Source organism: Rhodanobacter sp. FDAARGOS 1247, assembly GCF_016889805.1.
GTDB lineage: Bacteria > Pseudomonadota > Gammaproteobacteria > Xanthomonadales > Rhodanobacteraceae > Rhodanobacter.
This window is the reverse complement of record NZ_CP069535.1, coordinates 1,805,276-1,826,747: the sequence shown is the minus strand read 5'-3', so window position 1 is coordinate 1,826,747 and position 21,472 is coordinate 1,805,276. Positions and strand designations below refer to the sequence as shown.

Annotated in this window: 15 protein-coding genes; 8 read left to right on the top strand and 7 right to left on the bottom strand. The window is 67.0% G+C overall.

The window, feature by feature from the left end; all coding sequences use genetic code 11:
- Positions 1-9 precede the first annotated feature (9 nt).
- The 4 genes from I6J77_RS08265 (at position 10) to I6J77_RS08250 (ending at position 4,672) form a co-directional block, all read left to right on the top strand.
- Positions 10-1,467: an MFS transporter gene (locus I6J77_RS08265; RefSeq protein WP_204111258.1), complete on the top strand. Its 1,458-nt coding sequence runs from the start codon at positions 10-12 to the stop codon at positions 1,465-1,467.
- Positions 1,468-1,550: 83 nt separating this feature from the next.
- Positions 1,551-2,942, top strand: coding sequence for a sodium:proton antiporter NhaD (gene nhaD / locus I6J77_RS08260; protein WP_204111257.1), 1,392 nt, complete (start codon positions 1,551-1,553; stop codon positions 2,940-2,942).
- Positions 2,943-3,020: 78 nt separating this feature from the next.
- Positions 3,021-4,208: a cation:proton antiporter gene (locus I6J77_RS08255; RefSeq protein ID WP_204111256.1), complete on the top strand. Its 1,188-nt coding sequence runs from the start codon at positions 3,021-3,023 to the stop codon at positions 4,206-4,208.
- Between the two features lie 86 nt (positions 4,209-4,294).
- On the top strand, positions 4,295-4,672 hold the full coding sequence (locus I6J77_RS08250) for a response regulator (protein WP_056719070.1): 378 nt from the start codon (positions 4,295-4,297) through the stop codon (positions 4,670-4,672).
- 34 nt (positions 4,673-4,706) lie between these two features.
- On the opposite strand, the gene I6J77_RS08245 is transcribed toward I6J77_RS08250, so the two are convergent.
- Complete coding sequence (locus I6J77_RS08245) at positions 4,707-5,675, bottom strand: helix-turn-helix domain-containing protein (RefSeq protein WP_204111255.1); 969 nt, start codon at positions 5,673-5,675, stop codon at positions 4,707-4,709.
- An 885-nt stretch (positions 5,676-6,560) separates the two neighbouring features.
- Between I6J77_RS08245 and I6J77_RS08240 the strand changes: the two genes are divergently transcribed.
- Positions 6,561-8,933 carry a bifunctional diguanylate cyclase/phosphodiesterase gene (locus I6J77_RS08240; RefSeq protein WP_204111254.1) on the top strand — a complete coding sequence of 791 codons (2,373 nt, stop codon included), beginning with the start codon at positions 6,561-6,563 and terminating at the stop codon, positions 8,931-8,933.
- A gap of 86 nt (positions 8,934-9,019) precedes the next feature.
- Positions 9,020-10,837 carry a DUF885 domain-containing protein gene (locus I6J77_RS08235; protein WP_204111253.1) on the top strand — a complete coding sequence of 606 codons (1,818 nt, stop codon included), beginning with the start codon at positions 9,020-9,022 and terminating at the stop codon, positions 10,835-10,837.
- Between the two features lie 58 nt (positions 10,838-10,895).
- Here I6J77_RS08235 and I6J77_RS08230 read toward each other — a convergent pair whose 3' ends face one another.
- Positions 10,896-11,969, bottom strand: a complete 1,074-nt coding sequence (locus tag I6J77_RS08230) for a S9 family peptidase (protein WP_204111252.1) — start codon at positions 11,967-11,969, stop codon at positions 10,896-10,898.
- A gap of 262 nt (positions 11,970-12,231) precedes the next feature.
- Between I6J77_RS08230 and I6J77_RS08225 the strand changes: the two genes are divergently transcribed.
- Positions 12,232-13,683 carry a diguanylate cyclase gene (locus tag I6J77_RS08225; RefSeq protein WP_204111251.1) on the top strand — a complete coding sequence of 484 codons (1,452 nt, stop codon included), beginning with the start codon at positions 12,232-12,234 and terminating at the stop codon, positions 13,681-13,683.
- A 69-nt stretch (positions 13,684-13,752) separates the two neighbouring features.
- Here the strand turns inward: I6J77_RS08225 and I6J77_RS08220 are convergent, their stop codons facing one another.
- Complete coding sequence (locus I6J77_RS08220; protein ID WP_239309231.1) at positions 13,753-14,187, bottom strand: MarR family winged helix-turn-helix transcriptional regulator; 435 nt, start codon at positions 14,185-14,187, stop codon at positions 13,753-13,755.
- Positions 14,188-14,292: 105 nt separating this feature from the next.
- Between I6J77_RS08220 and I6J77_RS08215 the strand changes: the two genes are divergently transcribed.
- Positions 14,293-15,864: an FAD-dependent oxidoreductase gene (locus tag I6J77_RS08215; RefSeq protein ID WP_204111249.1), complete on the top strand. Its 1,572-nt coding sequence runs from the start codon at positions 14,293-14,295 to the stop codon at positions 15,862-15,864.
- Here the strand turns inward: I6J77_RS08215 and I6J77_RS17910 are convergent.
- From I6J77_RS17910 to I6J77_RS08195, 4 genes are all read right to left on the bottom strand, one after another.
- Entirely contained in the window at positions 15,807-15,938 is a 132-nt protein-coding gene (locus tag I6J77_RS17910) for a heme-binding protein (RefSeq protein ID WP_343230164.1), read from the bottom strand. The genes I6J77_RS08215 and I6J77_RS17910 overlap by 58 nt on opposite strands.
- An 88-nt stretch (positions 15,939-16,026) precedes the next feature.
- Positions 16,027-17,082, bottom strand: a complete 1,056-nt coding sequence (gene rsgA / locus I6J77_RS08205) for a ribosome small subunit-dependent GTPase A (RefSeq protein WP_204111247.1) — start codon at positions 17,080-17,082, stop codon at positions 16,027-16,029.
- A 342-nt stretch (positions 17,083-17,424) separates the two neighbouring features.
- Positions 17,425-18,216, bottom strand: a complete 792-nt coding sequence (locus I6J77_RS08200; protein ID WP_239309229.1) for a CPBP family intramembrane glutamic endopeptidase — start codon at positions 18,214-18,216, stop codon at positions 17,425-17,427.
- A 233-nt stretch (positions 18,217-18,449) separates the two neighbouring features.
- Positions 18,450-21,113, bottom strand: coding sequence for a TonB-dependent siderophore receptor (locus I6J77_RS08195; protein WP_204111246.1), 2,664 nt, complete (start codon positions 21,111-21,113; stop codon positions 18,450-18,452).
- Positions 21,114-21,472 lie beyond the last annotated feature (359 nt).

Genomic DNA, 21,472 nt, shown 5'->3' with positions numbered 1-21,472 from the left:
CGAAGCCCCGTGGTCCCTGACGTTGCAGCGCTTTCCGCGCCCGATCCCCTGGCCGGCGCCGTCGAGGCCGACGAGCCGACCTCGCGCGAACGCTACCGTGGCCTGCTGTGGCTGGTTGCCGCAGCCTTCTTCATGCAGGCGCTCGATTCCACCGTGGTCAACACCGCGGTGCCGGCGATGGCCGAGGCACTCAAGGTCACGCCGCTGGGCATGCGCACGGCGCTGACCAGCTATGTGCTGACCCTGGCCATCCTGATTCCCGCCAGCCCGTGGCTGTGCGACCGCTTCGGCACCCGCCGCGTGTTTGGTGCGGCGATCGTCGTGTTCGGCCTGGGCTCCTTGCTGTGCGGTATCGCGCAAACGCTGCCGCAGCTGGTGGCCGCCCGCGTGCTGCAAGGCGTGGGTGGCGCCTCGCTGATGCCGGTGGGGCGTTATGTGCTGGTGCGCAGCATCGACCGGGGCGAGTTCGTGCGGGCGATGAGCACGGTGGCCACCTTCGGCCTGCTCGGCTCGGTGCTCGGTCCGCTGCTGGGCGGCGCGCTGGTGGAGTTCACCTCGTGGCGGCTGATCTTCCTGATCAACGTGCCGGTGGCGATCGCCGGCGTGTGGATGAACCGGCGCGACATGCCGGAGTACCGGCTCGATCACGCCAACCGCTTCGACCTGGTCGGCTTCCTGCTGTTCGGCGCGGCCTCGGCGTTGCTGCTGACCGCCTCCGAGCTGGCCGGCTCGACCCCGGTGCCGTGGTCGCGCATGGGCCTGTGCACGCTGGCCGCCCTGCTGCTGGGCTCGATCTATCTGTGGCACAGCCGGCGCACCGAGCATCCGGTGGCCGATCTGGCCCTGCTGCGCGTGCGCAGCGTGTCGGTGGCGCTCGCCGGCGGGCTGTTCACCCGGCTGGGCATTTCGGGCATGTTCCTGCTGCTGGTGTTGTTCCTGCAGGTCGGCTGCGGCTGGTCACCACTGGCGGCTGGCCTGATGATGGTGCCGCAGGCACTGGGTTCGATCATGGCGAAGTGGGCGGTCAATCGGGCGCTGGTGCACTACGGCTATCGTCGCCTGCTGATCGGCAACACGCTGATCGTGGCGGCCCTGCTGGCGACGTTCGCGCTGCTCGGCCCCGCCACGCCGGTGTGGCTGATCGCCGTGCTGACCTTCGCTTACGGCGCATTCGCCGGCCTGCAGTACACCACGATGAACACGCTGATCTATGTCGACCTGGACATCCGACACGCGTCGATGGCCTCCTCGATGGCCTCCACCGTGCAGTACCTGGCGATGAGTTTCGGCATTGCGCTGGCCACGCTGCTGATGGAATTCATGCTCACCGGACACGCGCACGAAAACTACGTGATGGCGTTCCGCTGGACCGTGCTGCTGCTGGCCCTGGTCACCGCGGGAGCAAGCCGGGTGTTCAGCCGGCTGCGCCCGGAGCGGCGGCCCGACCTCGCCGCGCCTTCGGACTGACCTCGACGGGTTGTGCCGGCCCCGGCCAGCGGCTGCTACCCTTCCTGCCAACCGACGTCACGCTCTTGCCCCAAGGATCTTCCATGCGATGGTTTGCCGCCCTGGCGCTCCTGTCCGCCAGCACGCCGCTGATGGCGGCCGAAACCGGCGCCGGGGTGAACTTCCACCTGGTGGCGCACCCGATCGGCTGGGTGGCGCTGGCGCTGTTCGTGCTGGCCTACATGGCGGTGATCCTCGAAGAGCGCATCCACATCGCCAAGTCCAAGCCGGTGATGCTGGCCGCTGCGCTGATCTGGGGCATGATCGCCTGGCAGAACGGCGGCACCGGCACCGACGCCAGCCTCACTCGCGAAGCGTTCGAGGCGATGTTCCTCGAGTACGCGGAGATCTTCTTCTTCCTGGTCGTGGCGATGACCTACGTGACCGCGATGGGCGAGCGCGGCGTGTTTGAGGCCTTGCGCTCGCAGCTGATCCGCTACGGCTTCAGCTATCGCAGCCTGTTCTGGATCACCGGCCTGCTCGCCTTCCTGATCTCGCCGGTGCTGGACAACCTGACCACCGCGCTGGTGATGTCGGCGGTGATTCTGGCCGTGGGCGCCGGCAACACGCGTTTCATCACGCTGGCGATGATCAACCTGGTGGTGGCGGCGAATGCCGGCGGCGCCTGGAGCGCGTTCGGCGACATCACCACGCTGATGGTGTGGCAGGCCAACAAGGCACAATTTTTCGACTTCTTCCGGCTGTTCTTCCCGGCCGTGGTGAACTGGCTGGTGCCGGCGCTGATCATGTTTGTCGCGCTGCCGAAAGGCCGGCCGGCGAGCACCGAAAGTCACAGCCGGATCAAGCATGGCGGCATCAGCATCTGCCTCACGTTCGCGTTGACCATCGCGATCACCGTGGTCGGCCGCCAGTGGCTGGGCATGCCCGCCGCCTACGGCATGCTCACCGGCCTGGCCCTGCTGAACCTGCTGGCCAGCCGCATCGACTATCGCCAGCGCCGCTACGCGCTGGCGCACGGCGCCGAAGAACAGGGCTATTCGATCTTCCGCATCATCGCCAACGCCGAGTGGGACACGCTGCTGTTCTTCTACGGCGTGTTCGCCTGCGTCGGGGGGCTGGCTGCGCTGGGCTATCTGGAACTGGCCTCGACCCGGCTCTATGGCAACCTCGGACCGACCACGGCGAACGCCGCGATGGGCGTGCTCTCGTCGGTGGTCGACAACATCCCGATCATGTTCGCAGTGATCAAGATGAATCCGCCGATGGACGCCTCGCAATGGTTGCTGATCACGCTGACCGCCGGTGTGGGCGGCAGCCTGCTGTCGGTCGGCTCGGCGGCCGGCGTGGCGCTGATGGGCGCCGCGCGCGGCCAGTACACCTTCATGAGCCACCTGCGCTGGAGCTGGGCGATCGCGCTGGGCTACGCCGCCAGCATCGCCCTGCACCTGTGGCTGACCCGGTTCGTGTTCGGCTGATCGAAGCGCGCGTCGTGCAAAACATCGCCGGCGGTGGCCCTGTACCATTGAGCGCTTGCCCGACGGAAAAGACGATCCATGCACCACGCCGCCGACATCCTGCTGACCCTGTTCGTCATCTTCGTCGCCGCGCAGATCGGCGCGGAAATCGCCCAGCGGATAAAGCTGCCCGGCGTGGTCGGCGAGATCGCCGCCGGCTGCGTGATCGGACCGTCGCTGCTGGGCTGGCTGAGCCCGGAGCAGATCCTGCCCGGCACGCCGCTGGACGTGCTGGCCGAGATCGGCGTGGTGCTGCTGCTGTTTTCGGTAGGCCTGGAAACACGGCTGGATGATCTGAAAAAGGTCGGCAAGAGCGCCCTGCTGGTCGGCGTGCTCGGCGTGATCATTCCCTTCGTGGCCGGCGCGCTGTGGGCGCATGGCGAAGGTTTCGAATGGATCAAGTCGATGTTCGTGGCAGCCGCCTTCGTCGCCACTTCGGCCGGCATCACGGCGCGGGTGCTGCAGCAACTGGGCGTGCTCCAGCGCATCGAGAGCCGGGTGATCCTGGGCGCAGCGGTGATCGACGACATCCTGGCCATGCTGCTGCTCGGCGTGGTGTCCTCGCTGCAGGGCGGCGGCTCGCTGGACCTGCATTCGCTGCTGCTGACCCTGGCCGGCGCGATCGGGTTCGTGGCGATCATCGGCTGGGGTGGCTCGCAGGTGATGCGGCGTCGCTCGGGCTGGCTGGAGGTGCCGATCAGTCCGCACTCGGCATTGAGCGTGGTGCTGGCGATCTGCCTGGGCCTGGCATGGCTGTCCACGCGCTTCGGCCTGGCCGCGATCATCGGCGCGTTCCTGGCCGGCATGATCGCCTCGGAAACCCGCCAGCGGAAGGAACTGGAGCACCAGACCCTGCCGCTGCTGTCCTTCCTCACGCCGTTCTTCTTCGTGGTCACCGGCGCCAAGGTCAACCTGGCCGAACTGGCCAGCGTGGATGCGCTGCTGATGCTGCTGGTCGCCACCGCGATCGCGATCGTGTCGAAGTTGCTGGGCGGTTTCCTTGGCTCGCTGTCGCTGGGCCGGCGCAGCGCCACCATCATCGGCTTCGGCATGGTGCCGCGCGGCGAGGTGGGTGTGGTGATCGCCAGCCTGGGCCTGGCCGCGGGCGTGTTCAGCGACCGCATCTACGCCGTCATCGTGGCGATGTCCCTGCTCACCGCGATGGTCACGCCGCCGCTGCTGGCCTGGCTGCTCCGCCGCGGCGACGCCGGCGAAGCAGCCGGGTGACCCTCGGCCCGCCAGGACAATCCACCCACGGCAAGCGGAGTCGGCCTATGCTGGGCCCTGCCGGCAGCAAACGGGGGTAGCACCGCGTGGATACGAACAAGACCGTCCTCATCGTCGACGACGACAACATGGTGCTGGAATCCATCGACCTGTTGCTGTCGGCCGCCGATGGCCTGCAGAGCATCCGCGCACTGGGTTCTGCCGGCGCGATGAGCCACCTTCGGCAGGCGCACGTCGACGTGGTCGTCGCCGACGTGATTCTCGCCGGCAGCGTCTCCGGCATCGACATCTGCCACGAGGCGATCAGGCACAACGACGAGGTGGCCATCGTGGTGATCACCGCCGACACCGAAGTCCACGTGCACGACATTCCCGATCGCGGAGTGTTCCTGCGCAAGCCGTTCGGCGCGGCCGAGCTGCTGGCGGCGATCGGCCTGGCGCTGGGCAAAGTCCGGCGGCGCTGAAGCAGGTCGTGCCCGTCGGCGGGCAGCGGACTGCTCAGAACAGCTGCAGGCGTTCGCGCACCTCGCTGGCCGTCCGGCCATAGCGGGCGCGGAAGGCGCGCTGGAACTGCCGCTCGCTGGAGAAGCCGTGGCTGAAGGCGAGATCGGAGATGTTCCGTTCCGGCTGCTCGCGAAGATCCCGGTGCACCGCCTCCACCCGCCGGTCGCGGATGTAATGCTGCACGCCACCGCTGTCGGCGAACATCCGGTACAGCTGCGCCCGTGACACGTGGAACCGACGCTGCAGCACGGCCGCGCTCAGTTCGTGGTCGCCCAGCTGGGCCTCGATGTGTTCGCGGATGCGCACGTGCAGCGTCTCCGCCCATTGCGGGCGGTCGCGCTGGCGCGATTCGGCGCGCAGGCAGCCGCGCACCACCGCCAGGGTCGCGCTGGCGGCCTTGCCGGCGTGACTGGTCTCGATCCCGGGCAGCGTCCCCAGCAGATGCAGCAGGTGCTGGGTCAGCATCCGGCACGGCAGGTGGTCCTTGCGCAGCACCCGGCCGTGCAGTGGCGAGTGCGCCTGGTCGATCGCCTTGTGCCTGAGCAGCAGGTTGAGGTGCGCGCAACCGGCTTCCCACAGTTCGGCTGGCTGCGCCAGGTCGTTCAGGTAGATGTCGCCCATGCGCAACTCGACCGTGCCGCGCTTGCCGAAGCTGCCCCGCGCCGAACCGCTCAGCAGCAGGCGCAGCAGCACGCACTGGCTCAGCGGACTGCGGGCGATCAGCGCGGCATCGCGCCGGTACCTTGCCGGGCTCGCGCTCGACTGCGCCACCCGCAGCGAGCCCAGCTCGAACACGACGACCGAGGCATCCATCGGTTCGTCGTCACCGGGCTGCACCTCGGCCAGCGGGGCGATCCAGCGCGCGTACGCCCGCGAGCGCAGGCGCGGCTCGATCAGTGCGGTGCTGAAGGTCCTGCATGGCAGCGTGGCTTGCCGGCCCTTCGCTGGAACGGGCGTATCCATCGAACTCCTCCTGAGGTCGAGTCCTCCCCTGCGGGAAGTCTTGAAGCCACGCACAGACCATGCCAGCGCGCTTCGCATGGGCGCCGTCGTCGTGCGGCGATGCCTGCCGACGGCGACGGCGTCCATCACGCGAGACGGTCTTCCTGCGAAGTCCTCCTCACCGTCGCCATGGATGCCATCGGCGCCGGAACGTGTCCAGTGGGTCGACAGGTAAAGCCGCCAGCTGGAGACGAAACGTCGCGAGCGCGCGAATGAAACGTCGCGTGCATCGATATCGCCCTGCCTAGAATGCAGATGTGGGAATCCGCTGTGGCGATGCGCGATGGCGTTGCGCACCTCGGGGAATCCCGGTCGTTCAAGTCTGCGTCCCCGGCCGGATGCGGTGCGCTGTGCACCGACTCTGTCCATCCGGCCGGCGACGCATCCCGGGCGATGCGTCGGCACGAACCCTGACGGCGAAGCAGGCCTTCGCCCTCTTCTGCCACGCGCCGGATCGATCCTGGCGCGCGACAGCGGCATCCATGGCGTCTTCATGTGGACGTCCAGACGAAATCGGCAAACATCCGAAGGAGCGGATCGCCACCTGAATACCGTGCCATCTCCCCGCGCAGGGCGAATGAATGGTTCCGCGCGAGACCGCCCGATGAGCTGACCCAGGCGCCAGGGCAACTGTCGCAACTGAGCAGTTTCTGACCTTGCCGGCGACATGAAATGACAGTGCGAGATGAAATGACGCGTGCCCGTGGCATGCGGGCCAGACCGGCCGGGAGCGGCAGGCGGCCGTACGGCGCGCCGGGACGCGGCGTTTTTTCACGTCGCGACGACATTGCCGCCGCCGCGACCGCCATCGAGTTCAAGCGTGTTTCTCAGACCATGGAAAGTCCGATGAACTGCACCCTGGCAAATGAATCGCCGCAGGCACGCTGGCTGGATCAGCTCGATACCGCCACGCGGCCGGTGGACATCGCCGCCATGATTGTCGAGCTGGCCGAAGCCTATGCCGAATGCGCCAGCGCCCGCGTGCTGTGGGAACTGGGCAGCGGCTTCGATCATGCCCGCGGCGGACCCGCGGGCTGGCTGCGTGGCGTGGCCGCATCGGGCATTCCGCAACGCGTGCCGGCCATCGGCGCACTGGCCTTCCGACTGTGCGAGCGACCGCGGCCGATCCTGCTCCTGCTCAACCTGCACGGTGGCGCCGACGCCACCGCCCTGATCACCGAACTGGAGCCCCTGCTGCAACTGGCGGGGCGTCGACTGGGCATCCTGCTGGGCTGGATCGAGCAGCACAGCGCGCCGCCTCCGCTGGAGTATTCCGAGCGGCTGCACCGCGCCCTGTTCACCATCGCCGACCTGGCCGGTTGCGGCCGCGACATCCGCGCCATCCTGCGCGAGATCCACGCGGTGCTGGGCTCCCTGCTCCGCGCCGAACATTTCTGCGTGGTGGATCACCAGCCGCAGCGCGAACTGCTCCGCTTCGTCTATACCTCCGACCCGCGCAGCCTGCCGCCGCTGGCGGCATCCGGCCATGAGGTGTCGCTGGCGTCGATCGGCGGCTCGCCGCTGTGGTATCTGCTCCACGATGGCAAGGCGCTGCTGGGCACGCCGGCACAACTGGGCAAGCAGGTCTCCGGGCCGCTGGTGGTGGAACTCGATGACGCCCAGTGGATGGGCGTGCCGATGCTGCACCAGGGCGAAATCCACGGTGCCGTGATGGTGCGCAGCCGGCAGCCGGACAGCAGCTACTCCAACGAAGACCTGGTGCTGCTGGAGTTCGTGGCCACCCATATCCGCTGCGTGATCGAGCGGCATCGCGAGGCCGAACAGAACCTCGACGAACAACGGCAAACGCGGACGCTGGCCGAGGCCAACCGGGCGCTGCAGGACCGCGTGGCGCAACGCAGCCGTGCCCTGCACAAGGAAGTCGGCGAGCGTGCGCGGGTGCAGCAGCAGCTTGTCCACGAGCAGACCCACGACGCCCTCACCGGCTTGGCCAATCCGCGCTGCCTGCATGAGCACATCGAACGATTGCTCCACGCGATGCAGCGCGATCCGACCAGCCCCGCCGTGCTGCTGCAGTTGAACCTGGATCGCTTCGCCGGCATCAACGAGGGTCTCGGCCATTTCACCGGCGATGAGGTACTGCAACAGGTCGCCACGCGCCTCACCGAATGCCTGGGCAACCGGCCCGGCCTGGTCGCCCGCCTGGCCGGTGACGAATTTGCCGTGCTGATCCCGCAGATGGCCGGCACACGCCAGGCCATGCGCATCGCCCATCGGATGATCGACTGCATCGGACAGCCGATCGCCGTGGCCGGCCGCGAGCTGCACCTGTCCGCCCGCCTCGGCGTGCTGCTGTGCGACGCCGGCTACCGCACGCTCGAACACGTACTGCGCGACGCGGACATCGCCCTTCATCGCGCCGCGTCCATCGACATTCCGCGCATCGCGATGTTCGAGCCGGCGATGGCCGGCGAGGTCGTGGAGCGGCTGGCACTGGAAACCGACCTGCGCGAAGCGTTGCGCGAGCACCGCTTCGAACCCTGGTTCCAGCCGATCCGCCGGCTGCACGACAACGGCATCGCCGGCTACGAAGCACTGATCCGCTGGCACCGGCCCGGCCGCGGCCTGGTCGAGCCGGCCGACTTCCTCAAGGTCGCGCACAGCTGCCGGTTGCTGGAGGCGATCGACTGGCAGATGTTCGAGCGCAGCTTCCGCACGTTCGCCCAGCACGGCCCCGCCGATGCCTTCCTCACCTTCAACGTGTCGGCTGCGCATCTCGGCTCGGACGATTTCGACCGGCGCCTGCTCGACCTGCTGGCCAGCGTGAAGCTGCCCGCCTCGCGGGTGATCGCGGAAGTCACCGAGGACGTCCTGTTGGAAGACCCCGACCACGTGCAGGCGATGCTGCTGCGGCTGCGCGCCGCGGGCGTGGGCGCGGCGCTGGATGATTTCGGCACCGGCTATTCCTCGCTGCAATACCTGCAGCGCCTGCCGTTGCGCATGCTGAAGGTCGACCGCACCTTCGTGAACGGGCTGGGCAAGCCGGCCACCCGCGGCAGCGCCTGCATCATCGCCGCGGTCATTGCGCTGGCCCGTTCGATGGACATCCAGGTCATCGCCGAGGGCATCGAAACCATCGAGCAGTGCAACGCCCTGGCCGAGATGGGATGCCCGCTGGGTCAGGGCTACCTGCTGGGCAGGCCGGCAGCCGCAATGGACGTGGCGACGCCAGCGGTGAAGACGGCCATCGCCGGCTGATCGTCTGGCGCGTGACGGCGGACGATTGCACCCGGACAACGGAGCGCCTAGGCTCGGCGCTTGCGATCACACCGGGGAAGTCGATCATGCGTCCATTGCGCGTACTCACGCTGTCTGCCGTCGTTGCCGCCACCCTGCTCGCCGGCTGCTCGTCCGGCACCTCGTCGTCAACGGACCAGGCCGCGTCACCGCCCGCCGCTTCCAGCGTGCATGCCGCCCGTCCCGACGGACAGGCTGCGCTGGCCTCGGCCGTCGACACTTTCCTCACCGGCTATTTCGAGCACTACCCGGTGTTTGCCGCCGGCGCGGGCAAGCACGAGTTCGACGGCAAGCTGCCCGACTTCAGTGCGGAAGGATTGCAGGCCAACGCCGCCTGGCTGCACGCGCAACGCGACAAGTTCGCCGCGTTCCCCGACGACCAGCTCGATGCCCAGGGCCGCTTCCAGCGCGACTACGTGCTGGCGGTGCTCGACGGCCAGCTGTTCTGGCTCGAAGATTCCGGCGCGCCGTACAAGAACCCGACCTTCTACACCGGCGACCTGTCGCCCAGCATGTACCTGACCCGGCCGTATGCGCCGCTGGCCCAGCGCATGGCCGCCTTCGTCACCTACCAGGAGGCGCTGCCCAGGGCGCTGGCCCAGATCAAGGCCAACCTCAGGCTGCCGCTGCCGGCGTCGTACATCGACGTGGGCGTCAATTCGTTCGCCGGCTTCGCCAGCTTCTTCAAGACCGACGTGCCCGGCATCTTCGCCGAGGTGAAGGACGACGCGCTGCAGGCACGCTTCAGGGCCAGCAACGCCGCCGCGATCAAGGCCTCGCAGGACCTGGCCGACTGGCTGAAGTCGCAGAAGCCGCACGCCACCCAGGATTTCGCCCTGGGCGCGGAAAAATTCTCGAAGATGCTCCATGCCACCGAGCGGGTCGACCTGCCGCTGGAGCAGCTCAAGGCGATCGGTGAATCCGACCTCGCTCGCAACCTCGCCGCGCTGAAGAGCGCCTGTGCGCAGTTCGCGCCGGGCAAGTCGCTCACCGATTGCGTGGCGAAGGAAAGCGCCGACAAACCCACCGGCGGCGCCGTCGAAGGCGCCCGCGCCCAGCTTGCCAGCCTGCGCCAGTTCATCGTCGACAAGGACCTGGCGACGATTCCCGGCACCGAGCAGGCCAGGGCCGAGGAGGCGCCGCCGTTCAACCGCTGGAACTTCGCCTATATCGAAATCCCCGGCCCGTACGAGAACAACCTGCCCTCGGTCTATTACATCGCCCCGCCGGACCCGACCTGGAGCAAGGCCGACCAGGCCGCCTATGTGCCGGGCAAGGCCTCGCTGCTGTTCGTCTCCGCCCACGAAGTCTGGCCCGGCCACTTCCTGCAGTTCCTGCATGCCAACCGCGCGCACTGGAAGTTCGGCCAGCTGTTCGTGGGTTATGCCTTCGCCGAAGGCTGGGCGCATTACGCCGAGGAGATGATGTTCGATGCCGGCGTCGGTGGCGGCACGCCGGAAACCCACGTCGGCCAGCTCACCAATGCCCTGCTCCGCGACGTGCGCTTCCTCTCCGCCATCGGCCTGCACACCGGCGGCATGAGCATCGCCCAGTCCGAGCAGATGTTCCGCGAGCAGGCCTTCCAGGACCCGGGCAACGCCCGCCAGCAGGCCGCCCGCGGCACCTACGATCCGGCCTACCTCAACTACACCCTGGGCAAGCTGATGATCATGCAGCTGCGCCGGGACTGGATCGCCGCCCATCCCGGCCCGAACGCGCTGAAGGCGTTCCATGACCAGTTCCTGAGCTACGGCGGCCCGCCGATTCCGCTGGTGCGGCAGCAGATGCTGGGTGGGCCGGTGGAGGCGAAGCTGTGGACGACCGACCAGCCAGCGAATGCGCCGGCAACGGCGGCGTCCAACTAATCCGCAGAGCGCCTGCCGGCGTGCCGGCAGGCGCTCTCTCGCGAGGACGCGGAATGTTTCAACGTTTCGCGGATACCGCTGCGGAAACCGCTGCGTCGGGGGTAGCGGTCATGGCCGCACGAAACCAGCCAACCACCGCATCGATGGCCTCGTCCCTGTGCCGGCTGAGGAAATGGTCGTCGCCGGGGTAGACGATCAGCCGGTTCGGGTGTTGCAGTTGATCAAGCCGCTGATGCAGGCGTATTCCGTTGGCGACGCTGACCCGTTCGTCCTTGTCACCGTGCAGCAGCAGCACCGGCATGTCCTTCGGCAGGTCCTCCGCCCACGCCATCACCGAGCGCTCGGCCAGCAGACGCTGCTTGTCGGTGCGGTAACCGGGGATGCGCGCCAGGTAGACCTGCTCCATCTCGGGACGGAATTTCAGCTCGGTTTGAAGATCGGACACGCCGGAGATGACCGCCATGGCCTTGATGTCGTGGCTCCGCCGCGCTGCCATGAAACTCTCCATCCCGCCGCGGCTGACCCCGAGCATGAAGATGTTGTGCGGGTCGGCGTTCGGCAGGCGCTTGGCCAGCTCGATGAGGCGGCTCACGTCACGGACATCGTCGCCGCCGAACTGATCGGTGCCCGACCGTTTCGGATCGTCCTCCGGAACGCCGCGATACTGGCTGACCAGCACCAGGAAACCGCGCTCGGCATAGGGGAATGCATTGCGCATCAGCATGGGAAAAGTGACCGCACCGAAACTGCCGTTGCCGCCGCGGTTGTAGATCAGCACGGGAAGCTTGCGGTCCGGCTTGCCCTTGGGAACCAGCATCCAGCCGGAGATGCTCAGGCCGTCGCTCTCGTAGGCGATCGAACTGCATTCCAGTTGTTGCTGGGCGCGCTCGAAATCCGCGCGGGGAAACTGCTGCTTCAGCAACAGCACCTTGGGATTCCACCATGCATTCCGCGCCTTGACCTGGTCCACCCACGCGTCGTAACTCGGCCAACGCGCGAAGCAATCACCTGCGCGCAGGAACGGGGCTGGGTCGGTGATCTGCCTGGCCGCCACGGCCGGGGCACCGGCATGTCGGGAACAACCGCACAAGGTGACCAGCAACGCAGCGCACATCACGATCCACATCTTCATCCTGTTCTTCCCTGAGCAAACGACGATCCGGCGATGGTAGGGCGCGGGTCGGTCACGCGAATGGCCCATTGGTCAGCCCTGCCGGCCTTGCCCGGACAGACTCGGCTTCGCAGGCAGCTTTGCGCGGCGCGCGTTGAGACGCCACTGCCTGTGCGAGGCGACGCTTTATGGCAGGCTTGGCAAGAGCGCCGGGAACGCCTGTCGGCGTCGACGTGCCACTCCCTCAGCGCCGGGACATCGCGAGATGAAAATGTACGCCGGAATGTCCCGCATCTATGTGCCGCTGCTGCTGGCGCAGCTGGGCGTGATCGCGTGGGCGCCGGCGCACCTACTTTCCTGGAGCTACGCCGCCGTGCTGGCGATGCTGATGCTGACGGTGGCGCAAGCCTGGCGGCGGCTTCGCCTGAGCGTTCCGCACAATCGTCCGCTGTGGAGCCTGCTGTTGCTGGCGCTGGTCGCGCAGCTCGGCGCGTTCGGCCTGCTGTTCACCGATTCGCTGTCCAATCCGCTGGGCACCCTGGTCGCCTTCGACCCGACCTTCTACTTCTGTCTGAGCAGCCTGCTGCTGACCATCGCCGCGGCCTACAACCCGGTCGCCACGCTGTATCGCTGGGCGGGCGTCGTCGATGCGGTGCTGGCGTGCGCCATCGCGGCACTGTTCTATTTCACCCTGCACCATGTGCTGAACGCACCATCGCCGACACCGCCGCCAGCGACGTTCGTGATGTGGATGTTCGATGCGATGGGCCTGTTCGTGGCGGTGTTCGCCACGCTGCGCCTGGTTTCCACCAAGCGCTCCGACGAGCGGCGCTTCTTTTTCGTGCTGAGCGTTTTCGCCTGGCTCGAACTGATCGTGCCCGGCATCCACAACCGTTTCATCCTCCACAGCGAGTCCTACCTGCCCGAGCTGCTGCTCGGCCTGCCCTTCGTGGTGCTGGGTTTTCTGCTGGGCCGGCGGCGGAAGGTCTGGTTGCGCAGCTATCGACCCAGCCGCCGGATTCGCCACCTTGCCGAAAGCGTCAGCCCGTTCGTGATGAGCCTGGCCTTGTGCTGCCTGGCGTTCGCCCAACTGGACAAGAACCCCGTGCTCGCCACGAGCACGCTGATCCTCGCCATCGCGTCCTACGCGGCGCGCAACGCCATCGTGCTCGGACAACACCTGGCCTTCGAGGACGACCTGCGCAAACTAAAGCGCGGCCTGCAGCAGGCCGTCGTGCGCGACGACCTCACCGCCCTGCCCAATCGCCGCGGTTTCTATCGGCTGATGAGGCGTGAATGGGAAGACGCCCTGAAAACGGGGCGCGCGCTCAGCGTGGCGATGATCGACATCGACAGCTTCAAGGCGTTCAACGACACCTACGGCCACCTCGCCGGCGACGACTGCCTGGTCGCCGTGGCGCACGCATTGCATCGCGAGGCGAGCCTGCAACCGGACGTGATGGTCGCCCGTTACGGCGGCGAGGAATTCGTGGCCCTGCTGGTCGGCTACGCGCCCGCCGCGTCGGAGGACATCCTCGAACGATTGCGCCGGCGGGTGGAAGCGATGCAGATCCGCCACGCGCGCAGCGCCCTGGACGTGGTGACCATCAGCGCCGGACTCGCCTCGACGGCGACGGCCCGTTACGCCAACAGCGAAAAATTCCTGAATGCCGCGGACGAGGCCTTGTATGTGGCCAAGGGAAGCGGGAAGAACCGGGTGCAATGGGTGGGGTGATCGACCGGATCAAGCACCGGGCACGACGCGGTCATCGGAAGTGCTTGTCGGTTCCGCTCTGCTTGCCAGTCATGCCCGCCCCTTCCCGGACGCCTGCGCCTCGATATCCGTGGCAAACCGCTGCAGAAGGCTCACCAGCGTGTCGACCTCCGCGTCGCTCCACTCGGCGAAGAGCTTGCGCGCCATGCGCTCGCGCGCGGCGTCCAGGGCATCGGTCATCGACTTGCCCTTCGGCGTTACGGTGACGGCCCGCACGCGCGCATCGGTTTCACTTGCCCGCCGCTGCACCAGCCCCAGGGTTTCCAGCCGGGCGACCTGGCGGCTCACCGTGGTGTAGTCGCGCCCGGCCCGACCGGCCAGGTCGACGATGCCGATCGACCCCAGCCTCTCGATCATCACCAGCAACGGAAACAGCGCGCGATCCAGCGCGATGCCGGCTTCGTGCACCAGGCGTTCGTCCACGTCCGGCCTGTTCAACACGCTGACCACGCTGATCAGCGCCATGTGCAGCGCACGCGTGCGGGGCGATATATGTGTAACTTGCACATTTTTTTTGGAAGCCATACGATTCTCTACAAATGTGCATTTTGCACATATATGGGATTCACGATGAACACGTCGAACACCGATGTATTGATCTGCGGCGCCGGCGCCGCAGGCTTGAGCCTGGCCATCGATCTCGCGCGCCGAGGCGTCGGCTTTCGCCTGATCGAGAAGAAGAATGCCCCGTTCCACGGTTCACGCGGCAAGGGTCTCCAGCCCAGGACTCTTGAAGTCTTCGAGGATCTTGGCATCGTCGACCGCATCCACGCCAGCGGTGGTCCCTATCCGCTGCTGCGCGAACACCACGCGGACGGCAGCCACAGCGATACCACCCTGGGCGGGGAGATCGAAGCCACGCCGGCCGAACCGCACGCCCTGCCGTGGATGCTGCCGCAATTCCTGACAGAGCGGATCATGCGCGAGCGCCTCGCCGAACTCGGCCACCGGGTGGAATTCGGCTGCGAGCTGGTGGCTGTGGAGCAGGACGCGCACGGCGTGACGGCTACGCTCGACGGCCTGCATGGGCCCGAAAGCGTGTGTGCCCGCTACCTGGTCGGCGCCGATGGCGGGCGCAGCTTCGTGCGTCAGGCGCTGGACATCGGCTTTCCCGGCAAGACGCTCGGCGTGCGCGCCATGGTGGCCGACGTCACCCTGCATGGCCTGGAACGGGATGCGTGGCATCGTTTCAACGAATCCGACATGCAGCAGCAGATTGCCATTTGTTCGCTCGCGGGTACCGAGCTGTTCCAGATCCAGGCGCCGATCCCGCTCGAAGGCGACATCGACCTCTCCGCTGCCGGCATCGCTGCCATGGTGGCCGAGCGCACCGGACGCACCGACATCCAGGTCAGCGCGGTGGCCTGGGCGTCCGCCTATCACATGAACGCACGGCTCGCGGACCGCTATCGCATCGACCGTATCTTCCTGGTCGGCGATGCCGCCCACATCCATCCGCCCACCGGCGGCCAGGGCCTGAACACCAGCGTGCAGGACGCGTACAACCTCGGCTGGAAACTGGCCGCGGTCCTGGCTGGCGCGCCGGACATCCTGCTCGACAGTTACGAGGAAGAACGTCGCCCCGTCGCCGAAAGCGTGCTCGGACTCTCGACCCAGTTGCTCGATGCCGCCAAACGCGGCGACAGCCGTCGCGGCCGCGAAGTGCGCCAGCTCGATCTCGGCTATCGCGCCTCGTCACTGAGCCTGGAATCAACGTCGGGATCGCATCGCCTGCAGCCGGGAGATCGCGCGCCCGACGCACCGATCCGCCACGCCACGGGCCTGCCCTCCCGCGTCTTCGACCTGCTGCAGGGGCCGCACTGGACACTGCTGGGCCAGGACGCCGACCGCGACCGCATCGCGCCGCATCCGCACCTGCGCACTCATGTGTTCGGCAACCGCGGCGACGTGGTCGACACCCACGGCCATTTCCACGACGCGTACGGGCTAGCGCCGAACAGCTGGGTGCTGGTGCGTCCGGACAGCTATGTCGGAGCCTTCATCGCGGGCGACGGCATCGACGCTCTGCACGCGTACCTGCAAGGCGTCGGTATTTCGCTGGCGCAGCCCATGCCGCAGACGGCTCAGGCCGGCAACCCCAGCGCCCTGAGCGCCGCTTCAGCCGCTTCAGCCGCTTCATGATCCTGCGCAGCCGTGCCGCCGGAAATGCCGATGCCACCGGCAAGCTGGCCGTCGAACATCGCGGAAATGACCATGCTCCAGCAGGTGCCCTCCCCGGCACGTGTTCCCCGTTTCCATCCTGCGCGTACATGAGGGGCTCGGACAAAGCCTCGCCCCGCACGCTCAGTAGTCGCGTCCCTTCTTCTCGCGCTGCAGCCGTTGCGCATTGCGGTTCAACACGCCGTAGTGGCGATCGTGCTCGCGACGTTCCTTCGTCGAACGCGCCGCCTGGGCGGCCTCGCGCTGCAGCTTGCGGTAGTTCGCGAGCCGGCGGCCGTCCAGCGTGCCGGCGGCGACGGCATGCTCCACCGCGCATCCACGGTCGCCCTGGTGGCGGCAGTCGTGAAAGCGGCACTGCGCAGCGAGCCGTTCGATGTCATCGAACGCGGCATTCATGCCCGTTTCGACAGCGCCGACACGCAGCTCGCGCATGCCCGGCGTGTCGATGACCCACGCGCCCGACGGCAACGCAAACATCTCGCGCGCCGTGGTGGTGTGACGGCCGCGGGCATCGTCCTCGCGAATCCCTCCGGTGGCCTGGGCCGCGCCGCCCATGAGGGTATTGGCCAGCGTCGACTTGCCGACGCCGGACGAACCGACAAAGGCCACCGTCTGCCCACCGCCCAGCCAGCCTGCCAGCGGTTCGGCACAAGCCGCCGAGGTCGCGTCGATCGGCACGCTGGCGACGGCGGGTGCGATCGTGCGCACCGCGTCGAGGTAGCTTCCGACACCATCGCACAGATCCGCCTTGGTCAACACGATGACCGGTTCGACGCCCGCCTCGAAAGCGACCGCCAGGTAGCGCTCCAGCCGCGACAGGTTGAAGTCGTCGTTGCACGAGGTGACGATGAAGAGCGTGTCGAGGTTGGCGGCGATCGCCTGCAGCCGATGCTCCGAACCTGCCGCGATGCGGGCGATCAGGGATTGCCGCTCGAGTAACCGCAACACTCGCGGCGCCTCCATTTCAAGCAGCAGCCAGTCGCCCACCGTGATCGCGGGTTCGACCGCCGCCGACAGGGTGACGCTGGCCGCACCACGTGCAGACAGCACCGACAACGCGTTGCGATGCACTCCCACGACCCGGGCCGGATAACCGGCCTCGAAATCCTGCAGGGTCAGATCGTGCGAATAGCTCAACCGCCAGCCGAGCTGGAACAGCGTAAAAGTCTGGGAATACATGCGTGGAACCCCGGATAAAGACAGAACGCAGCAACCACCCATGCAGGTGGTTGAACGGAACGCCGGGTTCGACGCGTATCAGGAAGAAAGGTGGATCGGCCGACGAACGGCGATCCGGGGCGCGTGTATCAGCGCAGCGCCAACCCGGCGGAAATCGTGGAATGAACAATCATGGTCAGCGACCTCCAGGCTCGGTTGGTGGAAGGGGTTTGGAGATTATCGTGTGGTCGGGTGGAGTGCAAGACGACCGGGATGGACGATGCGAGCGCGGACATTGCATTCGTCCGCGCCTCGTTTCGAAGTGATCGATGGTTCCCGATGGGACTGCTGGAAGAATCCGCTTCAGTCGGCTGCGGAATTCGGCACCGGACTCTTTTGATCCACGAACCACCGCAGCACCAGCACCAGCAGCGGAAACATCAAGGCGGTAACGGCCAGGCCCGCATATTCGAAGCGCGCACCTTCGATCACGTGCTCAAGGCGAACCACGCCCTGCCCGTCGAAACCGGCCATGACGCGATAACACATGTTGCCGCCCCAATGGATGCCGATGCTCATCCAGATCGCGCCCGTCCTGAGCACGGTATACGCCAGGGACACGCCGAGAACGGCAGAGAACAGCAGGTTGATGGGGTCGATGCCCTCGTTCCAGCTGTCGTCCAGCGCATACACCGCGGTGGTGATCAGCAGGTACCAAGCCATCAGGTTGAAGCGGCGGCAGAACGCCAGCCCATAGCCACGGATCATCAGGTCGTTGATCGCCGAGGCCAGCAACATCCCGACCAGCGCCTGGCCCAGCATCGGCAGGACGAAACTCCAGTCACGCCAGCCCACCACGTCGAACTTGCCCATGCCGAAGTACAGCAGGTTCTTCAGCGCCCAGACTCCAAAGCCGATGGCAAAGCCCAGTCCCAGCGAGGACAGCCAGCCCGGTGAACGGCCCAGCCCCACCGTCTGCATCCTGGTGATGCCCAGCCCGAAGCGGCAAAGCACGTACGCCAGCAGGAAGAAGCCCGCCACGTAGGTCAGCCAGACCGGCAGCGCGAAACCCGCCACCCGCGGCACCAGGTTGACGTAGAGATCGAGCAGGATGAAAACCGGCAACCAGCGCAAGACAGCGGCAAGACGATTCATGGTGTCGGGACAGGGTCGATGGCGTGGCACCCGCCATGCGTGACATGGTGGACGGGCCGGTAATTGTGGATGTCCGATCCTTTCGGATGTGCCAAGTCTGCAGTGTCCGGCGTGGTCCTGTCACGGGTTTCTTCCCCTTCGTTCTCAAGCCACTCGCGCCGTGGATGGCCCGCCCCTGAAGCGGCCATCTCCCCGGGCACACCCGGGGAGATGGCCAGCATGGCGACGACCGGTCAGAAGCTGGCCGTCACGCGCGCGTACCAGAACGCGCCGTTGAAGCCGAACGGCGAGGTGAGCGCGTACTTGACGCCAAGGAACTGCAGCGTGGCGTTCTGCTCCTTGCCGGGGTAGGTGTCGAAGACGTTGTTGCCACCGATGGTCACCGTGAAGGTGTCGTTGAACTTGTAGCTGGCCTCCAGATCGAGCAGCGTCTTGCCGCTGTAGTGATTCACGTCGTCCGGCGGGTTGTTGCTGCCGAACAGGCCGACCGTCGTGCTCCAGCTGCCGTAACGGTTGACCCGCGCGATGGCGTCGAACCGGTGCAGGTTGTAGTCGAAGCTGAGCACCGACCGGCTCCTGGGCACCTGGTGTTCGAGGTCGTACACGAAATCATCGTTGAGCGTGTCCGGCTGCACCTTGACCACGTTCTGCTTGTTCTGGTTGTAGCGGAAGTCGATGTTGAGCCGGCCATTGCCCAGCTGATGCCGCGTATCGACCACGAAGTCGATGCCGCGGATGTCGGACCCGAACGCATTGCCGAAATAGCTGGCATCGCTGCCGAGCAGCAGCTGCGCGTTCGGATAGCCGCCGGCGGCGAGCTGGTCGACGGTGGCCTGGGTCACGCTGTTGCTGACCAGGCCGATGCGGTCGTCGATCCTGATCCGGTAGTAGTCCAGCGTCGTCGTGACGTTGTCGAGCGGCGTCCACACGGCGCCGACGGACAGGCTCCTGGAGGTTTCGGTCTTCAGCGGCCTGGAACCGAGCGCGCGCGCCACCGGGTTGTCGACCGGATAGGTGCCACTGGGAATCAGGCCGCCCTGGGCGTTCGCCGTGGTGGTGACATTCAGCGTGTTCGCCTGGCCCGGGGTCGGTGTACGGAAGCCGGTGTTGTACGTACCGCGCAGCGCGAACGCGTCGGTGAACGCGTAACGGCTGGAAAGCTTGTACACGATCTTGGAGCCGTAGTTGTCCGCGCGCTCGTAGCGCACGGCCGCCGCGCCCGACCACTGGTCGGTGAAGTTCGTCTCGGCGTCGACGTAGGCGGCCTCGCTGTTCTGCGTGAAGCGTCCGGCCGCGTTGGCCGGGAAGCCCTGGAAGGCATCCGAGCCCACCCCGAACACCGACGCGGTCGGCCCCACCTCGATCGACCCGGCATCGCCCTGGTGGATGATGTAGGTCTCCTGGCGCCAGTTCGCGCCGAAGGCGAGCGTGAGCGGCGAGTCGTCGAACGAACGGACGAAATCCGCACCGGCGCCCTGCTCGCGCTGGGTCAGCTTGCCGGGGTGGAAGTTGGTGGGCGACAGGCTGCCCAGGCTCGGGTTGATCGAACCCTTCAGCTGGTAGTCGACCTCGTTGCTGCCGGTGCGGTAGTGCAGATCCCACTGCAGGTTGCCCTGCCCGCCGCCGCGCACGCCGCCGACCAGCTGGTGATCGCTGATGTCCGCACCGAACAGCGGGCTGTAGCCGCCCGGGAACTGCGTGTAGATCGGGTTCAGCAGCACCCAGCCACTCGGGCTCGCCGCGTTGGCCGTCAGGTAGTTCGCCGGGTCGCCACCACCGGCCACGATGCTGTCCACCAGCGACTGGGGCGCGTTCGCCGGGTTCAGCGTGCCATCGGCGTAGCTGACCAGGGTGGAGCGGCCGCTGATGCCGTCCTGGGCCGGCAAGACCGGGTTGCGATAGAAGAAGCTGGACAGGACCTTCTTGCCCATGAAGCTGCCCGTGGCGTAGAGCTGCGCGTCGCCGGCCAGCGGCAGGCCGGCGTTGACGAACAGCTTGTTGGTCTTGGTCTGTGGGTCGCCCCAGCGCTGGCCGAAGCCGTCGTACGGCACCTGGTCCGCACCGACCACGGCCGCGACCGCCGCCGCGTCCGCTTGCGGCATCCCGCGCGAGGTGGGGTCGGTGGTTTCGCGCTCGGCACTCACGTGCACGAAGCCATCGGCGCCGAGCGGGAATCCCGCATCGGCGTCGTAGCGCCGCAGGTTGCCATCGCCCTTGCCATACTGGCCCGTCTGCGCGCTGACCGTCACGCCCGAGGAAGACTTCTTGAGGATGACGTTGACCACGCCGGCGATCGCATCCGATCCGTACAGCACCGAAGCGCCATCGCGCAGCACCTCGACGCGCTCGATCGCGTTGGACGGAAACACCGAGAAATCGACCGCCTGCGCGCCCTGGTTGAAAGTACCGAGCGGGTCGATCTGCAGGTTGACCAGCGCCGAACGATGGAAGCGCACGCCGTCGACCAGAACCAGGGTCTGGTCGGGCGACAGGTTGCGCAGCGATACCGGTCGCACGAACGACGTGCCGTCGGCGATGGGAAAGCGCTGGGTGGTCAGCGACGGCACGACATTGGTCAGCGCGTCGGTAAGGTCAGCCGACGACTGCTTCGCGATCTGGCTGCCGCTGAACGCGTCGATCGGCGAAATCGAGGAGGTCGGCGACAGGCCGGCCCGGTGCGTGCCGGTCACCACCACTTCCTGCAGGGTGGTGGTCGACTTGGCCTTCGCCGCATGGTTGCTTCCCTGTACCGCGGTCGCCTGGCCAGCCTGGGCCTGTCCACTGTCCGACGCGCCTGCATCCTGCGCCTGCACCGAGCACGCGACCAGCGCCGCGGCGGCAAGCGCCGCGCGAATGGCGCGCAAAAGAACCACGTTGATCCCTGCATGGATATGCATGTTGTCTCCCTCCGGATGGCCCCCTGCACTCCCCCTCGACGCAAACTACTCCGCCCCCTGGCGCCGAAAAAGGCCGCCATTGGCAGTACGTGCGCGGGATCACTTTTGTGGCGACAACCTTGCCGCCGGGTGAACTCGTCACCGCACCGCGGTGACGCATGAGGCCAGATCGCCAGTCTCCGCGAAGGCCCGGATCGACTGCGTGGCAGGCAGTGAGTTGGCCGAGTCCGCGAGTGCGTACACGCCGGTGCGGGATGAACTTCTCAAAAAGAAGGCCACGCTGGCGGGGCTCAACAGGGAACAAGGGGAACGGGGGGAGAGGCAGGGAGGCTTGATTTCCTCCGTACCGTTTCTCGGGA